This is a genomic window from Microbacterium telephonicum (assembly GCF_003651225.1).
Taxonomy (GTDB): Bacteria; Actinomycetota; Actinomycetes; order Actinomycetales; family Microbacteriaceae; genus Microbacterium; species Microbacterium telephonicum.
Genome location: NZ_RCDB01000003.1, coordinates 643,261 through 659,636 on the forward strand (window position 1 = coordinate 643,261; position 16,376 = coordinate 659,636).

Annotated in this window: 11 protein-coding genes; 1 reads left to right on the forward strand and 10 read right to left on the reverse strand. The window is 70.5% G+C overall.

Annotated elements, in window-relative coordinates:
- Positions 1 to 7: 7 nt before the first annotated feature.
- The 9 genes from C7474_RS12565 to C7474_RS12605 form a co-directional block, all read right to left on the reverse strand.
- Positions 8 to 1,087, reverse strand: a complete 1,080-nt coding sequence (locus C7474_RS12565) for a glycosyltransferase (protein ID WP_121060381.1) — start codon at positions 1,085 to 1,087, stop codon at positions 8 to 10.
- Entirely contained in the window at positions 1,084 to 2,337 is a 1,254-nt protein-coding gene (locus tag C7474_RS12570) for a glycosyltransferase (protein WP_121060382.1), read from the reverse strand. The genes C7474_RS12565 and C7474_RS12570 overlap by 4 nt, the downstream gene beginning before the upstream one ends.
- Positions 2,334 to 3,704: an oligosaccharide flippase family protein gene (locus tag C7474_RS12575; RefSeq protein WP_199692450.1), complete on the reverse strand. Its 1,371-nt coding sequence runs from the start codon at positions 3,702 to 3,704 to the stop codon at positions 2,334 to 2,336. The genes C7474_RS12570 and C7474_RS12575 overlap by 4 nt, the downstream gene beginning before the upstream one ends.
- 70 nt (positions 3,705 to 3,774) lie before the next feature.
- Positions 3,775 to 4,899, reverse strand: coding sequence for a DegT/DnrJ/EryC1/StrS family aminotransferase (locus C7474_RS12580; RefSeq protein WP_121060384.1), 1,125 nt, complete (start codon positions 4,897 to 4,899; stop codon positions 3,775 to 3,777).
- Positions 4,896 to 5,558, reverse strand: a complete 663-nt coding sequence (locus C7474_RS12585) for a NeuD/PglB/VioB family sugar acetyltransferase (protein ID WP_121060385.1) — start codon at positions 5,556 to 5,558, stop codon at positions 4,896 to 4,898. Before C7474_RS12585 ends, C7474_RS12580 begins: the two co-directional genes overlap by 4 nt.
- Entirely contained in the window at positions 5,555 to 6,697 is a 1,143-nt protein-coding gene (locus C7474_RS12590; protein ID WP_241965235.1) for a DegT/DnrJ/EryC1/StrS family aminotransferase, read from the reverse strand. The genes C7474_RS12585 and C7474_RS12590 overlap by 4 nt, the downstream gene beginning before the upstream one ends.
- Positions 6,694 to 7,692 carry an NAD-dependent epimerase/dehydratase family protein gene (locus C7474_RS12595; RefSeq protein ID WP_121060387.1) on the reverse strand — a complete coding sequence of 333 codons (999 nt, stop codon included), beginning with the start codon at positions 7,690 to 7,692 and terminating at the stop codon, positions 6,694 to 6,696. Before C7474_RS12595 ends, C7474_RS12590 begins: the two co-directional genes overlap by 4 nt.
- Positions 7,689 to 8,771, reverse strand: coding sequence for a Gfo/Idh/MocA family protein (locus C7474_RS12600; protein WP_241965236.1), 1,083 nt, complete (start codon positions 8,769 to 8,771; stop codon positions 7,689 to 7,691). The genes C7474_RS12595 and C7474_RS12600 overlap by 4 nt, the downstream gene beginning before the upstream one ends.
- A gap of 41 nt (positions 8,772 to 8,812) precedes the next feature.
- The gene (locus tag C7474_RS12605) at positions 8,813 to 14,500 is read right to left on the reverse strand and encodes a DUF4082 domain-containing protein (protein WP_121060389.1); all 5,688 of its coding nucleotides are present in this window, start codon (positions 14,498 to 14,500) and stop codon (positions 8,813 to 8,815) included.
- A 201-nt stretch (positions 14,501 to 14,701) separates the two neighbouring features.
- Between C7474_RS12605 and C7474_RS12610 the strand changes: the two genes are divergently transcribed.
- The gene (locus C7474_RS12610) at positions 14,702 to 15,325 is read left to right on the forward strand and encodes an acyltransferase (protein WP_121060390.1); all 624 of its coding nucleotides are present in this window, start codon (positions 14,702 to 14,704) and stop codon (positions 15,323 to 15,325) included.
- A gap of 6 nt (positions 15,326 to 15,331) precedes the next feature.
- Here the strand turns inward: C7474_RS12610 and coaA are convergent, their stop codons facing one another.
- Positions 15,332 to 16,285: a type I pantothenate kinase gene (gene coaA, locus C7474_RS12615; RefSeq protein WP_121060391.1), complete on the reverse strand. Its 954-nt coding sequence runs from the start codon at positions 16,283 to 16,285 to the stop codon at positions 15,332 to 15,334.
- Positions 16,286 to 16,376 lie beyond the last annotated feature (91 nt).

Genomic DNA, 16,376 nt, shown 5'->3' on the forward strand with positions numbered 1-16,376 from the left:
TCGGCAATCACACCCCGGACAGGGCGCGCAGATCCTCTGCCCGCCGTGTCCAACTGTGCTCGGCGGCGACCGCACGACGCTCAGCGGCCTTCCCGTCGGGATGCGCGATGAACTCGCGCGTCGAGGCGACGAAGCCGGGGGTATCGGCCGCGATCCGCACGTGCGCGGACCTCACCGCCCGCGACGCGGGAAGATCGGTCGAGACGACGGGCAGTCCGGCAGCCAGGTACTCGAGCGTCTTGAGCGGGTAGCTCGCCCGATTGAACGAGGTGTCGGCGTACGGGGTGAGACCGACGCTGAGCGCCGCGAGGTGCGCCGGGATTGCGGTAGGAGCGACGGGTCCGGTCCATTCGACACCGGGCATACGCAACAGCGCGTCGAGTCGCGACGCGAAGGCATCGCCGCACGCGGCGCGTGGGCCGATCAGCCGAAGGCGGATGCCGGCCGCGACGACGGCCTCGAGCAACTCGAGGTCAAGGCGCTCGTTCAGCTGTCCGACGACACCGGCTACCGGCTCCCTGCGCACGGAGTCGACGATGGGGGCATCGGGCGCACCGTTGGGAATCACGATCGCTCGCGTCCCGCCCAGATCGAGCGAGTCCAGCAACCCCGGGCTGACCGCGACGACGACGTCGGCCTCTGCGATGTTGTGTCGGATGCACTCGCGCACCCATGCCGTGGAGTAGCCCATCAGTGGGGCGCCGGAGATCCAGTCGTCCGTGACGTAGTAGATGCGTCTACCGGTGTGGCGTGGAGGAAAGCGCACGACCGGATTGGCCACCACGACTGCGCGGATCGCGTTCGGGCTCACATTCCGCCGCAGCGTCGCGCGACGCAGCGCGCCCGTTGCGACGCGCATCGGCGGACGGCTGAATCCGGGTGGCGCCGGCACACGAAGCCGCGTCACGCCTGGCTGCGGGTGTGTGACAGCCGGTTCGCTGCGCGCCCGCCATCCACTCCACACACCAGGGCGCGAGGCATCCATCCACACCACGTCGACACCCGCCTCGGCCAGTGCGCCCACCATCCGGCGGTCGGTGCCGGGCACGTCCTCCCACCCCACACCGGCGAACCACACCAGCGTCACGAGTCCCCCCTCCGGCCCGCGGAGGTCAACGCGACAGGGCGGGCGTTGAAATCGTCGGATCGCTCGCGCCTAACGAGGCGACGCATCCGCTTGAGCGCGTAATAGCGCGCGTACCGTGCGAGGGCAGCCGCCTCCGCTGCCGTATCGGTGGCCGTCGGGCGCGCCATGGCCTCTTCGTACCGCGCGAGCTGTCGGTCGGCTGCACCCTCGGTGGAGAACCGCTCCGCGACAACTCGACGACCGAAGCGGGCGAGCCGCTCGCGGAGCGCAGGGTCGATCAACAACGGACTCAGCTCTGTGTGGAAGGCCGCCGAGCCTGCCGCGGTCTCGGCCCCGATCCCGTACCACCCCGCCCAGAGGAACTCGGGAAGCGAATCCGGGGTCAGCGTACGCCAGTATCCGCGCTCGCCCTGCACGATCAGGGGGGCTCCGTACGCGAGCGCACGCAGGGCAGACCCGCCCATCCCGATCGCGACATCCGCCGCAGCATACGCCGGTCGCGGGTCGAGCATGCCGCCGGTGAGGATCACCCGGGCATGTCCCAGCTCGTCGTTGACAGCCGCCGCTCGCTCACCGACGGTGTCGGCCGCAGGGCCGTCGCCGACGACGATGAGCCGGACGGGCGCGTTCCGGGGCACATCGCGCATGGCGTCGATCGCCGTCAGGATGCCCTCGAGTTTGAGCTCATGGGCCAGTCGCGTGACGGCGACGACGAGCACCTCGTCGTCACGCACACCCCATCGCGCGCGGAACGCGCCGGCGCCGACTTCAGCGTCGCCATCGTTGAAGGTCAGGTCGACGGGCGGCTCGAGAACGCTTACTCTTGCACGCCCCGCCTGACGCTCCGCCTCGGCGATCTGCTCGGTGCCCACGATCAGATCGACCGAGCGCGGAACGAAAGGCGGCACCGACATCGACATGACGGTCGAGACGACACGCACATCCGGGACGCTGCGCGCCGCGAGCACCGCGTCCAGCGTCGGCGGCCACTCGTATCCGTGGAGAACATCGATCTCGCGCCGGCGCACCAGCTCGACGAGGGCGCGTGCCGTCGTTGGCGACGGGCGCCGCCCCGGCGCGGGTGCGTCGACGAACTCCAAACCGAGCGCGTCGATGCGCGCATTGAGGGCCCCCCGACGACCGAAGACGATGACGTCGTGACCGCGATCACGCACCGCCGCTGCGATCTCGATCGCGTTGAGCTGGCTGCCGCCGAGCTCGAGATCGTGGGGATAGACCAGGATCCTCATGACCCGCCGCTCCCCCGCGAGAGCACCCGGATGCTGCCACGCGACAGGGCGATCGTGCCGGCGGCGACGGCGACCGTCACGAGGCCTCCCCCGAGGATCGCGACGACGCCGGCTTCGACGACCTGCGCGAACACCCAGGCGGCCACGCCGACCACCAGCGCTGAGATCGCGGGCAGAAGCGCGTTGGACGCGAGCCTCCGCACGTCGACTCCCGTCGACGCGAGCGCCCAGCCGTACCCTCCGACCAGAATGACCACGCCGACCATGGCCTGGGCGAACGCGACCCCGGCGATACCGGCGACCTGTGACCCGAGCACGACGGCGGGCACCAGCAGAACGAGCCAGGCGATCTGGATGCCCATCAGCGTCATCGAGCGATGCCGGACCGACAGGAAGTCGTAGGCGAGCTCGAAGCAGATCCGCACGGCGGCCGTCACGGCCAGCCACTGCAACGCGAGCGCCGCGGGCGCCCACACCTCCCCGTAGACGAAAGTGATGATCGGGAGGGCGCCACCGGCGAGGAAGCCGCACACCGGCAGCGCCGCCGCCGTCAGCAGCCTGAAGGTCGCCCGGAAGGCGGAATCCAGATGAGTCGGGTCGGATTGGAGCCGTGCGAACACCGCGGGCGTGATGGCACGCACGGGCTGAGAGAACATCGAGACCGGCCATCCGGCGAGATTGGCCGCCAGCACGTAGAACCCGAGCGCTTGAGCTCCGAGGGCGGCACCCACCACGAGCTGGTCTGCGTAGCCCACCAGGAACACGACGATGCTCGCCGCCGCGAGCGGCAAACCGAATCGCAGCAGGGCTCCGACGATCGTGCGGTCCCAGCCGAACCGCAGCGGCGCGGGCGAGAACCACAGCAGGAGCACCACGAAGACCACCGAGGCGGCGACGCGCCCGATCGCCAGGCTCATCGCACCCAGGCCTCCGAGAGCCAGCAGCACCGAGATCACCGCACCGAGCCACGTGTTGACTTGGTCGGCGATCGTGCGGCGCCCCTGCAGGAAGTCGCGCTGGAGAAGGGCGGCCGCCGTCGCGACCAGTCCGTTGAGGGGCACGCAGACAACCATCAGCTGCACGACGCCCGCAGCCGATTCGTCGCCCATCGCAACCGCGAAGGCGGGTGCGGCGATCCACGCCAGAACGGCGATGAGCACACTCGCGGCGACCGAGATCGTCGTGACCGTGGGCGCGATCGTCCGCGGGTCTCCTGGCCATCGGATGATCGCCAGACTCACGCCGAGCTCGTTGAAGCTCAGGATCGCGGTGAGGGCGACGAGCGCGATGGCGTACGTCCCGAAATCCTCTGGACCGAGCACACGCGCGATGACCACGCCGATGAGCAATGTCCCGACCTTGGACATCGCCGTGTTCATTACGCTCCACCCGAGAGCGCGCTTCGCGCCCGGCGGGCGCTTGAGTGCCGTGACCATCTCAGCCCGCGCGGAGGGGCGCGGCGACCGCCACCCGCAGCGCCGCAGCGACCGCCTCCTGCTGATGCGCGGTCAAGTGCGGGAACATCGGCAGCGAGAGGATGCGGGCCGCGGCCGCCTCGGCGACGGGGAACTCCCCGGCTCGGTGGCCGAGAGACCGATAGGCGTCGGTCGACGGCACCAGGGTGGGGTAGTGGATGCCGACGCCGATGCCGGCCGACGCCAGATCGGCGGCGACCCGGTCGCGCTCGTCCAGGCGCACCACGTACAGGTGCCATACATCGCTGCTGGCCACCCGCGACTGCGGTAGCCGTACCCCGTCGATGTCGCCGAGGAGGTCGGCGTATCGCGCGGCGGCGGCGCGACGCGCCTCGTTCCACGCCTCGAGCCGGCGGAGTTTGGCCCGTAGGACCGGCGCCTGCACGGCATCGAGCCGCGCGTTCATTCCGACGCGGTCGTGCACGTACTTGACAGAGCTGCCGTGCGCGGCGAGGTTTCGGACGATCTCCGCGATGCCGGGGTCGTCTGTCATGACCGCGCCCGCGTCTCCGGCAGCGCCGAGATTCTTGCCGGGGTAGAAGCTCGTCGCGGCTACCGTCCCGAGCGTGCCCGCGCGTCCGAGGCGGGACGACGCACCCTGCGCCTGGGCGGCGTCTTCGACGATCGGCACGCCCGCGCGTTCGGCGAGCGCGCGGAGCCGACTGAGCGGGGCCGTCTGCCCGTACAGGTGCACGGGGACGATCGCGCGCGTGCGGGGCGTGAGCGCCGCCTCGACGGCATCGGGATCGATCAGAAGGAACTCGTCGTCGACGTCGACGAACACCGGCACCGCACCGATGCGCGACGCCGCTTCGGCGGTGGCGATGAACGTGTTGGCGGGCATGATGACCTCGTCGCCCGCAGTGACTCCGACGGCGCGGTACGCGAGTTCGAGGGCGTCGGTGCCGTTGGAGACGCCGATGACGTGGTCGGCGCCGATGTAGGCGGCGTACTCCGACTCGAAGGCCGCGACTTCGTCGCCCCCGATGAACGCGGCGTCCCGAAGCTGCCGCTCCCAGACCGGCATCACCTCGTCGACGATCTCCGCCTGCTGCGCGGCCAGATCCAGGAACGGGACGTTCGTCATGCGTGCTCCCCCAGCACTCCGGCGGGAACGGTGTTCCGCGCGTCGATGGGCCGCGCGGGAACGCCGGCCCAGGTCTCACCCGCGGGGACATCGTTCAACACGACCGCCCCCATTCCGACGACCGCCCCCGAGCCGATGGTCACGCCGGGTTTGATCGACGCGTTCATCCCGATGTACGCACTGTGCCCGATATGCACACCGCCGCCGAGCGATACACCTGCCGCCAGCGTGGCGACGTCGTCGATCACGTCGTCGTGGGTCACCGTGCAGAGCGGCATGATGACGACGTGGCGGCCGATCTGCACGTCGGCCGTGATGACGGTGCCGTCCAACACGATCGACCCCGTCTCGATGTGGCTGCTGCTGCCGACACGGGCCGAGCGGGCGACGAACGTCGCGAAGCCGCCCACCTCGTCGCCATCGGCGTCGAGGAGCCGCTCGACGACGCACCGGCGGGTGGCACTGGGTCCCACGCAGACCAGCAGGTGCTCACGTCGACGCGCGGCGGAGTCGATCGTCCCCACCACGGGGACTCCTCCGATGATGCGCCCCTGCAGCGTCGGGTCGTCATCGAGGATGCCCCGCACCCCCGAGATCCCGGCCGCCAGCACCTCGCGGGCCAGTCCGCTCGCCCCGACGAGTAGGAGTCCCACGCTCATGCCGCGACCTCGCCGATCGGCTTCGACAGCACGGAGATGACCCGGTTCTGGTCTTCGGCGGTGAGCGAGTGGTACACCGGCAGGATCAGCGTGGCGTCCGTGAGGTGATCAGTCACAGGCAGCGCGGCCTCGACGTCGCGATACGGCGGCTGCCGGTGTGCGGCCATGATTCCGCGGCGCGCGGATATACCCGCGCGGGCGAGCGCGGCGAGCAGCCCGTCCCGGTCGACGGGGTACCCGTTCGTCACCTCGACCCAGAAGGACTGGAAGTTCGAGGTGCCGTACTCGGGATCGGCGACGGCGCGCAGCCCTCGGATGTGGGAGATCGAGTCGGCGTAGTGCCGTGCGATCTCCCGGCGGCGCTCCACGATCGCGGGGAGCTTGCCCAGCTGCACCAGCCCGACGGCAGCCTGGAGATCCGTCATCCGGTAGTTGAAGCCGACTTCGCCGTACTCCTCGGCGGGCGGGAGCACCGAGCGGTGGCGGTCGGCGGCCGAGACGCTCATCGCGTGCTCGCGCAGGCGGCGCGCGCGTGCCGCCCAGTCGGCGCGCGAGGTGGTGAGCATGCCACCCTCCCCCGTCGTCAACAGCTTGCGGGGGTGGAACGACCAGGCGGCGATGTCGGCGCCGGCGCCGACGGGGCGCCCTTTGTACGTGGAGCCCGCGCCGCACGCGGCGTCTTCGATCACGACGATGCCGAGCGGGTCGGCGACACTGCGGATCTCGTCGAGGTCGACGGGCACGCCACCTTGGTCCACGGCGATCACTGCGCGCGTGGCCGAGGTCAGCACACGCTCGATCGCCGCGGCCGTCAGATTCCCGGTGATCGGATCGACGTCGGCGAACACCGGCGATGCACCGACGTACCGCACCGCATTGGTCGTCGCGATGAACGAGAAGGAGGGCACGATCACCTCGTCACCCGTGCCGATCCCGGCGACGACGAGGGCGAGATGCAGCGCCGAGGTGCAGCTCGTCGTGGCGACGGCGTACGGCACCTGCATGGCCTCGGCGAACGCCGACTCGAACCGTGCCACGCGAGGACCCTGTGCCACCCAGCCTGACGCGATGACCTCCGCCACGGCATCCGCCTCATCCTGGCCGAGCCACGGGATCATCACGTTTAGTCGTTCGCTCATGCGCCCACCACCTGCCGTCCCGCCGCGATCTCCTCGCGCAGCGGCGCCCACCATTCCACGAGCTGCCGCAGGCCGTCTTCAATGCCGATCGTCGCTTCGAAGCCGAGCTCCCGTCGGGCGGCGGCCACGTCGGCGAGCCGTCGGACCACGCCGTTGACCGCGCGCTCGGGCCCGTGCTCGACACCGAGCTCCTCGGCATCCATCACCCTCAGCAGAGCCTGCGCGAGTTCGAGCAGGCTCGTCTCGGTGCCGCTGGCGACGTTGTAGGTCCCTTCGACGACGGCGCTCTGCCCGGCGAGCACGTTGGCACGGGCGATGTCGGGGACGCAGACGAAGTCCATCGTCTGCTGCCCGTCGCCGAAGATGAGCGGCGGTCGGCCGTCGGCGATCCGTTCCATCCACCGCACCAGCACTTCGGTGTAGAGCCCGTGGACGTCCATGCGCGGCCCGTACACGTTGAAGTAGCGCAGCAGCACGTAATCCAGGCCCTGCATCGCGCGGAAGCTGCGCACGAGCCCTTCGTTGAACGTCTTCGAGGCGCCGTAGATCGTGTCGTTGTTCTCGTGATGGTGACGCTCGTCGGTGGGGAACACCTCCGCCATCCCGTAGACCGAGGCACTGGATGCCGCGATCAACTTCCCGACGCGGTGCCGGGCGGCGGCTTCGACGACGTTGAACGTGCCGTCGACGAGCACCTCGAGGGCAAGCCGAGGCTCCTCGGCGCACTGCGTGATGCGGATCGCCGCCTGGTGGTAGACGAGGTCCTTGCCGGCGACAAGGTCGTCGACGAGGCGCGCATCGCGGATGTCGCCGTCGATGAGCGTGGCACGGCCGGTCGCGATCGCATCGTCGAGATTCGCGAGCCGACCGCGCACGAGGTTGTCGAGCACGTCGACGTGGGCGGCCCCGGCATCCAGCAGCTGGTCGACGAGGGTGGATCCGATCGTGCCGGCCCCGCCGGTGACGAGGATGCGGCTTCCTTCGATGCGGGTCATGCGGCTGCCCCCCGGGTCGTGCGGTGCGGTTGGATGTCGAGCGTCATGGGCGCGGGGGCGCCACCGGCGGCGAGGCTGCGCTGGGCGGCGTCGAGCACGGCGAGCACCCGCAGCCCGGCGTCGCCGCTCGTGCGCGCGGGGCGGCCTTCCCGGATCGCGGCCGCGAACTCGGCGACGACGCCGCCGAGGGCCTCCCGCTCGGGAAGCGCCGGCGACCACGTGTCGCCGAGCCGGTAGGAGATGTTCGCGGAGCGTCGGTCGAGCGTCGTCTCCTTCGAGACGGTGTCGATGTCGACGCCGCGGTCGTACACGCTGATGCGCTGCTGCGGGTTCAGGTCGTCCCACACGAGCGTGCGCTGCGTGCCGCCGATGACCATCTGGCGGATCTTCGTCGGGCTCAGCCAGTTGACGTTGACGTGCGCCATCGCGCCGCCGGCGAGCGGCATCGCGAGGTACCCGACGCACGCCTTGCCGGTGCGCAGAGGATCGGACCCGTGCGCCGAGACGGATGTCGTGTCGAGCCCACCGGGCAGCACGAAATCGAGGATCGACAGGTCGTGGGGCGCGAGGTCCCAGAAGACGTCCACGTCGGGCTGGATGAGCCCCAGGTTGATGCGCACGCTGTCGACGAACAGGATGTCGCCGAGCATGCCCTCCGCGATGATCTCGCGGATCTTCAGCACCGCCGGCGTGTAGCAGTAGGTGTGGTCGGCCATGAGCACGAGCCCGCGTTCGGCGGCGAGCGCCACCATGTCCTCGCCGCGCATGCGGTCGTCGGCGAGGGGCTTTTCGACCATGACGTGCTTGCCGGCCTCGAGCGCGGCCGTCACGATCGGGTGGTGGGTGCGCGCCGGCGTCGCGACGGCGATCGCGTCGACCGTCTCGTCGGCGAGCACGTCGGCGAGACTCGTTCTGACCGGCACCCCGCCGAGGCTGTCCGCGAGCAGCTGCGCGCGCGTCTCGTCGAGATCGCAGATCGCCGCGAGCTCCCAGTCCGCGCTCGCGCGGAAATTGCGCGCGAGATTCGGCCCCCAGTAGCCGGCCCCCACGACCACGATCCTCTTCTTCGTCTCTGTCACCGTGCACCCTCCCTTGTGCATGTGCGCTGTCCCCCCAGCGGCTAGTCGCGCGGCGTGAACGACACGTCGACCCAGTAGTTGTGATTGCTCGTGTTGTCCGGATAGTTCTGCGAGTACGTGTACGCCGCCCCGGATGCCGGCGTGGTGAACACCCCGGTCGTCGTCGGCTGCGCGAGCGTGCCCAGGTCCACGGCGTAGCGTCCGGTCGTGCTGTGCAGCCCGACGCGGTACTCGACGCCCGGTTCGAGGTCGACGGGCTGGGTGAGCGCCATCTCCTGCCACCCGGATGCCGTCTCCCCGATGAACGCGACCTCCGCGAGCTTGGTCCCGTCAGCCCGCCAGAGGTACCCGGTGTGAAGGCCCGTGTTCGCGTCGCCCTTGTAGAAGCGGATGCTGGTCGCCTGGCCGGCGACGCTCACGCTGAACCGCGTCGCGACCTGCACGCTGTCGGGGTCGTTCCAGGCCGAGTTCTGCGGTGTCGCCGCACCGAAGATGGTCTGCGCGTCGAGCACGGGCGGTGCGTCGCCGGTGGTGAACGTCCACTCGCCGCCCGCGACGGCGGCGGCGGCCACGGTGACGGTCGCCGTGTAGGCGGTCGCCCAGGCGAGCGGGTCGGTCGGGGTGAACGTGAGTGTGCGCGTGGCCTCGTCGTACGTGCTCGCACCGGGGACGCTCGCTGCCCCCGCGCGCAGTGTCATGGCCGGCGCCGTTGCCGCCGTGTCGAATGCCGCGGTGACGGTGATCGTCGGCGACACGTCCGTGGCTCCCGGCGACGGCGTGACCGTCGTCACGGTTACCGGCGCGGGCGTCGGGGTCGGCGCGGGCGTCGGGGTCGGAGTGGGCGTCGGGGTCGGAGTGGGAGTCGGAGTCGGAGTCGGCGTCGGCGTCGGCGTCGGCGTAGGCGTCGGCGTCGGCGTCGGCGTCGGCGTGACTGTCGGCGACGGCGACGGCGTCGGCGTGACGGTCGGCGTCGCGGTCGGCGTCGCCGAAGGCGCGACCGTACCGAACGTGACCTCCGCGTCCACGAAGTACGACGACGAGTTCCATGAACCGGTGGGGAATCCACCGGTGCTGCCGTAGAGGAACCGTCCGTTCGCCCCCGCGGGTGCGGTGATGGATCCGCTGGTGCGCGCGTTCGAGAAGTAGTTCGCCTCGATGGCGTAGCGACCCGACGGGGCGAAGTACGACACGACGTAGGTCTGGCCCGGGACGACGGCGACCGGCGTCGACAGCGCGGCGCGCTGCCACCCCGCGCTGGTCTCTCCGGCGAACGCCACCGTGGCGAGGCGCTCACCGGTCGAGCTCCACAGGCTGCCGGTGTGCGCACCGACGTTGGCCGCCCCCTTGTAGAAACGGATCGCGGTGACGGTGCCGGCTCGGGCGACGCTGAACGCGGTGCCCAGCTCCACGGCATCCGTGTCGGTCGCCGCGGTGGTCGACGGCGTCACGTTGCCGAAGAGGTTCTCCACCGATCCGGGCACGTCGGGCTCGACCGTCGAGAACGTCCACTGCTGCAGCGCCTGCCCGCCGATGCGCACCGTGGCGGTGTAGGTGGTCGCCCCCGTCAGCGGCGCGGCCGGCGTGAAGCGCACGGTGCGCGTCGGCGCGTCGTAGGTCGACGATCCGGCGACCGCCTGGCCGCCGGTGGTCACGCCGAGCGTCGGCGCGGCGGCATCCTGCGACAGCGTCGCCGTGATCGCGGCGTCGAGTGCGGCATCCGTCCCCGTCGGCGCGTGCGCCGTCACGGTCGGAGCCGGCTCACCGCTGGTGCCGGGGACGAACACGACGTCGGCGAAGTAGTTCGACCCCTGCCACGACTCCGTGGGCGCAATACCCCCAGACCCGTATCGATAGGTTCCGGCAGTGGCCGTGAGCGGGCCGCTCGCGTGCGGCTGCGCGAAGAATCCGGTCGCGTACGGGTAGCGACCCTGCGGCGAGAGGAACGACACGGTGTAGCTCGTGCCCGCGGTGAGCGTCACCGGCGCAGACAGGGCGGCCGTCTGCCATCCGGATGCCGATTCGTTCTCGAACACGACGTCGGCGAGAGCCTGGCCGGACGGCCCCCAGAGCGTGCCGGTGTGGGCGCCGGTGTCACCGGCGGTCTTGAAGAACCGCAGCGCGGTCACTCGGCCCGCGACCGACGCGGAGAACACCGTGCCCAGCTCGACCGAGGCGCCGTCGGAACCGTTCGTCGCGACGGGAGCCGCCGTTCCGAACAGCGTCACGGGCGCGGCCGTATCGGGGTCGGGGACGATGGTGAACGTCCACGAGCGGTCGGCCGATGTGCCCTCGGCACCGGCGATTCCGCTCACGTGCACCGCGACGACTGCGCCGTACGGAAGCAGCGTGCCGGGCGCGAAGGAGACCGTCGCCCCGTTCACTGTCGCGGTTCCCGCGACCGCCGTCCCGCCGACCGAGACCGAGATCGTCGGCGTTCCGACGAGCGGTTCGCTGAATGTCGCAGTGATCGAGGTGGTGCGTGCAACGCCGGTGGCTCCGGCGGCAGGGCTCGTGGCGACCAGCGTCGGCCCGTCACCGGCTCGCTCGAAGATCACATCGACGAAGTAGCTCGTGTTCGACCGGTTGCCGGGGAATCCGCCGGCGTAGGAGTAGGCGCCACCGCCGGCGACCGCCGTCAGCGGTCCGCGGGAGACAGGTGCGGTGAACGCGTTGGGGGTCGCCGAGTAGCGGCCGACAGGTGCGTCGTACGAGACGACGTACTCGACGCCGGGTGTGACGGCGACGGGGGTCGCGAAGGCGGCGCTCTGCCAGCCGGACGCCGACTCGTTCTGGAACTCCACGTCGGCGAGCTTCTGCCCGTCCGCCGTCCAGAGCGCACCGCGGTGGACCCCGGTGTTGAGCAGGTGCTTGAAGAACCGCACCCCGGTGATCTCGCCCGGCTCTGCGACGGTGAAGGCCATGCCGAGCGTCACCGGCACGTCGTCGGGGTCGGCCGCGACGGCCGGCCGGTCGAGGTCGGTGTACAGCGAGCACGGGCACGTGCCTTCGGGAACCTGCTCGGCCGCCGTGGTGAAGGTCCACGCCGGGCCGCCGTCGAACGCCGAGCCGTCGACGGGTGTCGCGGCGACGGTCACGCTGTACGACGTGGACGCGGCGAACGGCTCGGTCGGAGCGAAGCGGATGGTGCGTGTCGCCGCGGTGTACGAGACCGTCCCCGCGACCGGTCCGTCGGGTCCGGTCACGGTGATCGATGCGGCGGTGACGTCCCGTGTGGTGACGGCCACGACCGTGGTGTCGTTCGGCACCGACGCCGCGCCGGGCGCGGGCGTGCGCGCGGCGAGGCGGGTCGGAGAGTCGGCCGTCGCCTCGAACACGGCGTCCACGTAGTAGTTGGACGTGCCCCACGTGAGGGTCGGGAACGTGCCGGGCTGTCCGTAGACGCCGGGGCTGGCGGCTCCGACGCCGGGGGTGACGCTCAGCGGCGACGACGCGCGGTTGCGGTAAGGCCAGTAGTCGTCGACGTACGCGTAGCCGCCGTTCGGCGCGGTGTACGAGACCACGTAGGTGGTGCCGGCGGTGACGGCGACCGGCTGGGCGAACAACGCGCTCTGCCACCCGGTGGCCGTCTCGCCGGTGAACGACACGCGCGCCAGCTCCTCGCCGGCGGCGCTCCAGAGCGTGCCGGTGTGGGTGCCGGTGTTGGTCGGCCCTTTGTAGAAGCGCACGCCGGAGACGAAGCCGTCCTGCTCGGGCGTGAAGGTGATGCCGAGTTCGACGGCCTGCTGATCGTCGGCGGACGGGCGCGAGGGCACCTCTTCGCCGAAGATCGACGCGGCCCCGGTGACCGACACCGCGCGAGTGACCCCGGTTGCGGAGTAGTTGGCACTGTCGTCGATCGCGCGCGCCATCACGGTCGCCTGCGGCGCCCCCTGCTGGATGTACGAGTACGTCCATGAGGTCGTGCCCGTCGCCGGATGCCAGGTGTCGCCGCCGTCGGTCGAGACTTCGACCCCGGCCACACGCCCGCCCCCGGCATCCGCCGCCGTGCCGGTCACCGTGACGCGCGAACCGTGCGCCACCTGCTGCCCCTCGATCGGCGTCGCGATCGTCGTGGTGGGGGCGACGGTGTCGGAGCTCGCCGAGGCCGGCACGAGGCCAGACATGAGCGTTCCGGGCTGCGCCCCCATGTCGGCGAGCAGGTTGACCTGCGCCTGCTGCATCCGCTGGTCGGCCGGCGCTCCGTTGCCGTCGTGGGTCTGGTCCAGACCCCAGCCCCACTGGATGCTTGCCGACGAGAAGACGAGAGCGCCGCTCGGTGCGCGGTACAGGGTGACGTGGTGAGTGGTCGAACCGGCGACGACGGTGTTGCCGTAGTCGGTCAGGTATTGCGGGACGGCGCCGGTCGTGGTGGACAGACGGATGAGCCCCGCAGGGCGGAAGCCGTTGTCGATGTCTTCATTGGATTCGTACCCGACCGTGTGCGGCGCGAGTTCGGCGCTGGACCCCGCGGCCAGCGACGCGAGGGACGTGTTGCGCCACAGCCGCGTCTTGCCCTCCTCCGCCGACACGGTGACGGGAAGGTCGCCGTCGTTGATCATGTACATCGTGCCGGTGAGGGCGTTCTCGGGCGAGTGCCCGCCCTGCGCCGCATCGGCGAAGCGCGGATCGCGCCACGTGCCCGTCCACTCAGCGCTGGGGTCGATCTTGGCGTTCGACCAGGTCTCCTTGTACGAGACGAGCGTGCGGTAGGGCGTGCCCACACCGTCGACGGAGTTCTCGTAGCGGGTGCGCCAGTAGCCCTCGTTGCCGGTGAGGAACTGCAGGTTCACGCCGGCGTCGCGTGCCGCCTCGATGTTGGCCCGCTGCGCGCCCGACCAGTACTCGTCGTGACCGACCGAGAGGAAGACGTTGTGGTTGCGCAGCTCGCCACCGCGGCGATCGGTGTCGACGCCGGCGATGTACGACACGTCGTAGCCGTTGCGCTCGAGGAAGCGGACGGTCGCGTACTCGGAGCTGAAGTAGAAGTCGCGACCGTCGCTCACCCCCCGCGTCGTGAACGGCCTGTTGTAGCTGATCTTGTAAGCGCGACCGTTCGCGGCACCCTGGTAGAAGTCCGACCCACCGTAGGTGTTGTAGGCGTGCCAGGTCGGATCCGACGTCTGGAACACCACGTCCGACGTGTTTCCGTCATTGCGCACGATGAACAGAATGTGGCTCGCGCCGCCGTCGTCCGCGCGGGTGAGCTTGGCGAGATACACCCCCGAGACGGCCGTCGCCGGCACGTCCCACCCCGCCGACACTCCCCAGGTGCCGCAGTCGTAGAGCTCCGTGCTGACGTCCGAGATGCACTCGGGCTGGTGCTGCGGCAGCGTCGCCGTCACCGGCACCGAGGTGATGAACCGGGCACCCAGGCCCTGGTACCACCCGGTGCGGTAGATGTCGATGTCGTAGGCGGCGGCATCCGTGTCGATCTTGAAGTCGATGCGCGATCCCGCATTGACGGAGATGTCGGTCGCGAAGCCCTGGATGGATGCGTCCCCCGCGCCGGAGATGTCCCACACGTCGGGGTCGGTGCCCTGCTGCTGGTTCTCGCACGCGATCGGGTTGATCCCCGGCCCGCAGGCGCTCGCCGCGTCCGCGCGCGTCGGCAGCGCCGACACGACGAGCGTGGCGGCGAGCGCCGCGGTGATGGCAAGCAGCGCGACGGCGCGTCGATGCCATGACGTGGTCGGTGCGACAGATGCACCGGTCCCCCGGTTCGTCCCCATTACTCAATCCCCAGTCACCCGCCTCGCGAGTAGACGAGGCGGGTCATTGCACTCCGAATGGCGTCGATCGCTCGACCCCAGATCCGCGCCCCCCAGAGGCAGGATCGATCGGAGTGTCCCCCGCTCGGCAGTGTAGCCAGATGCGCCGAGCAGGCACAATACTGAATCGCAGATGCGTCATCGATCCCTGGGGAGGATGTCATGACCGATCACACGACTGCGGCGGATGCTGCGCTCGACGACCCGGTCGTCCAGCCGTCGGCCGACATCGACGACGATGTCTCGCTCGGTGCGCGGACGCGCGTGTGGCATCTCGCGCAGGTGCGCACGGGCGCCCGGATCGGCGCGGACTGCAACATCGGGCGGGGCGCGTACATCGGCCCAGGGGTCGTCCTCGGCGACGCGTGCAAGGTGCAGAACTACGCGCTCGTCTACGAGCCCGCCGTCGTCGGCGACGGCGTGTTCATCGGCCCGGCCGTGGTTTTCACGAACGACGAGTTCCCGCGGGCAGCCAACCCGGATGGATCGTTGAAGGGCGCCGACGACTGGCATGCCGTCGGCGTCACCGTCGAACGCGGCGCCTCGATCGGTGCACGGTCGGTGTGCATCGCTCCGGTGACGATCGGCGCCTGGTCGCTGGTCGCCGCCGGCGCCGTGGTGACGAAGGACGTGCCCGCCCACGCGCTCGTCGCCGGCGTGCCCGCGCGCCGCATCGGGTGGGTCGGACGCACGGGTCGGCCGCTCACCTCGGACGGCGACGGGTGGGTCTGCCCCGAGACCGGCGAGCGCTACGTCACCGAGGGCGAGGGGCTGCGCCTGGCCTGAGCCGCCCTACAGCTTGCGCAGCAGCACAGACTCCACGGCGTGATTCGCGGCCTTGCGCAGCACGAGGTTCGCGCGGTGCTTGGTGGGCTCGACGTTCTCCCGCAGGTTCGGGAGGTTGATGTCGTTCCAGAATCCGAGCGCGCGCGGCACGGCGTCCTCGTCCGAGAGGTCGGCGAAACGGTTGAAGAACGACGTCGGGTTGCTGAACGCGCTCTCGCGCAGGGCCAGGAACCGGTCGACGAACCACTGCCGGATGTGGTCGGGATCCGCATCGATGTAGACCGAGAAGTCGAACAGGTCGCTGACGGCGACCTCGTTGGGCGAGGGCGGCGGCTGCAGCACATTGAGACCCTCGACGATGACGACGTCGGGACGCCGGACGACGACCTGCGCGTCGGGCATGATGTCGTACCGCACGTGCGAATAGAAGGGCGCGCGCGCCTCGGCGGCGCCGGACTTCACGTCTATGAGGAACTTCACGAGCGCCCGCCGGTCGTAGGACTCGGGGAAGCCCTTGCGGTGCATGATTCCCCGGCGCTCGAGCTCCGCGTTCGGGTAGAGGAAGCCGTCGGTCGTCACGAGCTCGACGCGCGGGGTGCCGGGCCAGCGGCTCATGAGCTCGCGCAACAGGCGCGCGATCGTCGACTTGCCGACGGCGACCGAGCCGGCGACCCCGACGACGAACGGCGTCGTGGAGTCGTGCTCGCCGAGGAACTCGGCACTCTCGACGCCGAGCCGTTTCGTGTTCTCGGCGTACGTGCTCAGCAGCCGGCTGAGCGGCAGGTAGACCTCGCGCACCTCGGTGGGGTCGAGGCGGTCGCCGATGCCGCGCAGCTGCACGATCTCCGCGTCCGTCAGCGGGTTGCGGATGCCGGACGCCAACCGCGCCCACTCCTCGCGACGGATCTCGCGGTACAGGGAGTCGATCGGCGTCTGCGCCTCGGTGTCGTCGGGGACCATCGGCGACCACTCTATCCGCCGCCCGCCGCGGCGGTCGCCGCCGCCCCGCTGCGCACTTCTCAGGACGGATGCCGCCGCACACGTGACCACC

What these genes read in the sequence shown, in the direction of transcription:
- C7474_RS12570 (WP_121060382.1), bottom strand. Translation starts at nt 2,337, where the DNA reads ATGAGGATCCTGGTCTATCCCCACGATCTCGAGCTCGGCGGCAGCCAG.
- C7474_RS12575 (WP_199692450.1), bottom strand. Translation starts at nt 3,704, where the DNA reads ATGTCCAAGGTCGGGACATTGCTCATCGGCGTGGTCATCGCGCGTGTG.
- C7474_RS12580 (WP_121060384.1), bottom strand. Translation starts at nt 4,899, where the DNA reads ATGACGAACGTCCCGTTCCTGGATCTGGCCGCGCAGCAGGCGGAGATC.
- C7474_RS12585 (WP_121060385.1), bottom strand. Translation starts at nt 5,558, where the DNA reads ATGAGCGTGGGACTCCTACTCGTCGGGGCGAGCGGACTGGCCCGCGAG.
- C7474_RS12590 (WP_241965235.1), bottom strand. Translation starts at nt 6,697, where the DNA reads ATGAGCGAACGACTAAACGTGATGATCCCGTGGCTCGGCCAGGATGAG.
- C7474_RS12595 (WP_121060387.1), bottom strand. Translation starts at nt 7,692, where the DNA reads ATGACCCGCATCGAAGGAAGCCGCATCCTCGTCACCGGCGGGGCCGGC.
- C7474_RS12605 (WP_121060389.1), bottom strand. Translation starts at nt 14,500, where the DNA reads ATGGGGACGAACCGGGGGACCGGTGCATCTGTCGCACCGACCACGTCA.
- C7474_RS12610 (WP_121060390.1), top strand. Translation starts at nt 14,702, where the DNA reads ATGACCGATCACACGACTGCGGCGGATGCTGCGCTCGACGACCCGGTC.
- coaA (WP_121060391.1), bottom strand. Translation starts at nt 16,285, where the DNA reads ATGGTCCCCGACGACACCGAGGCGCAGACGCCGATCGACTCCCTGTAC.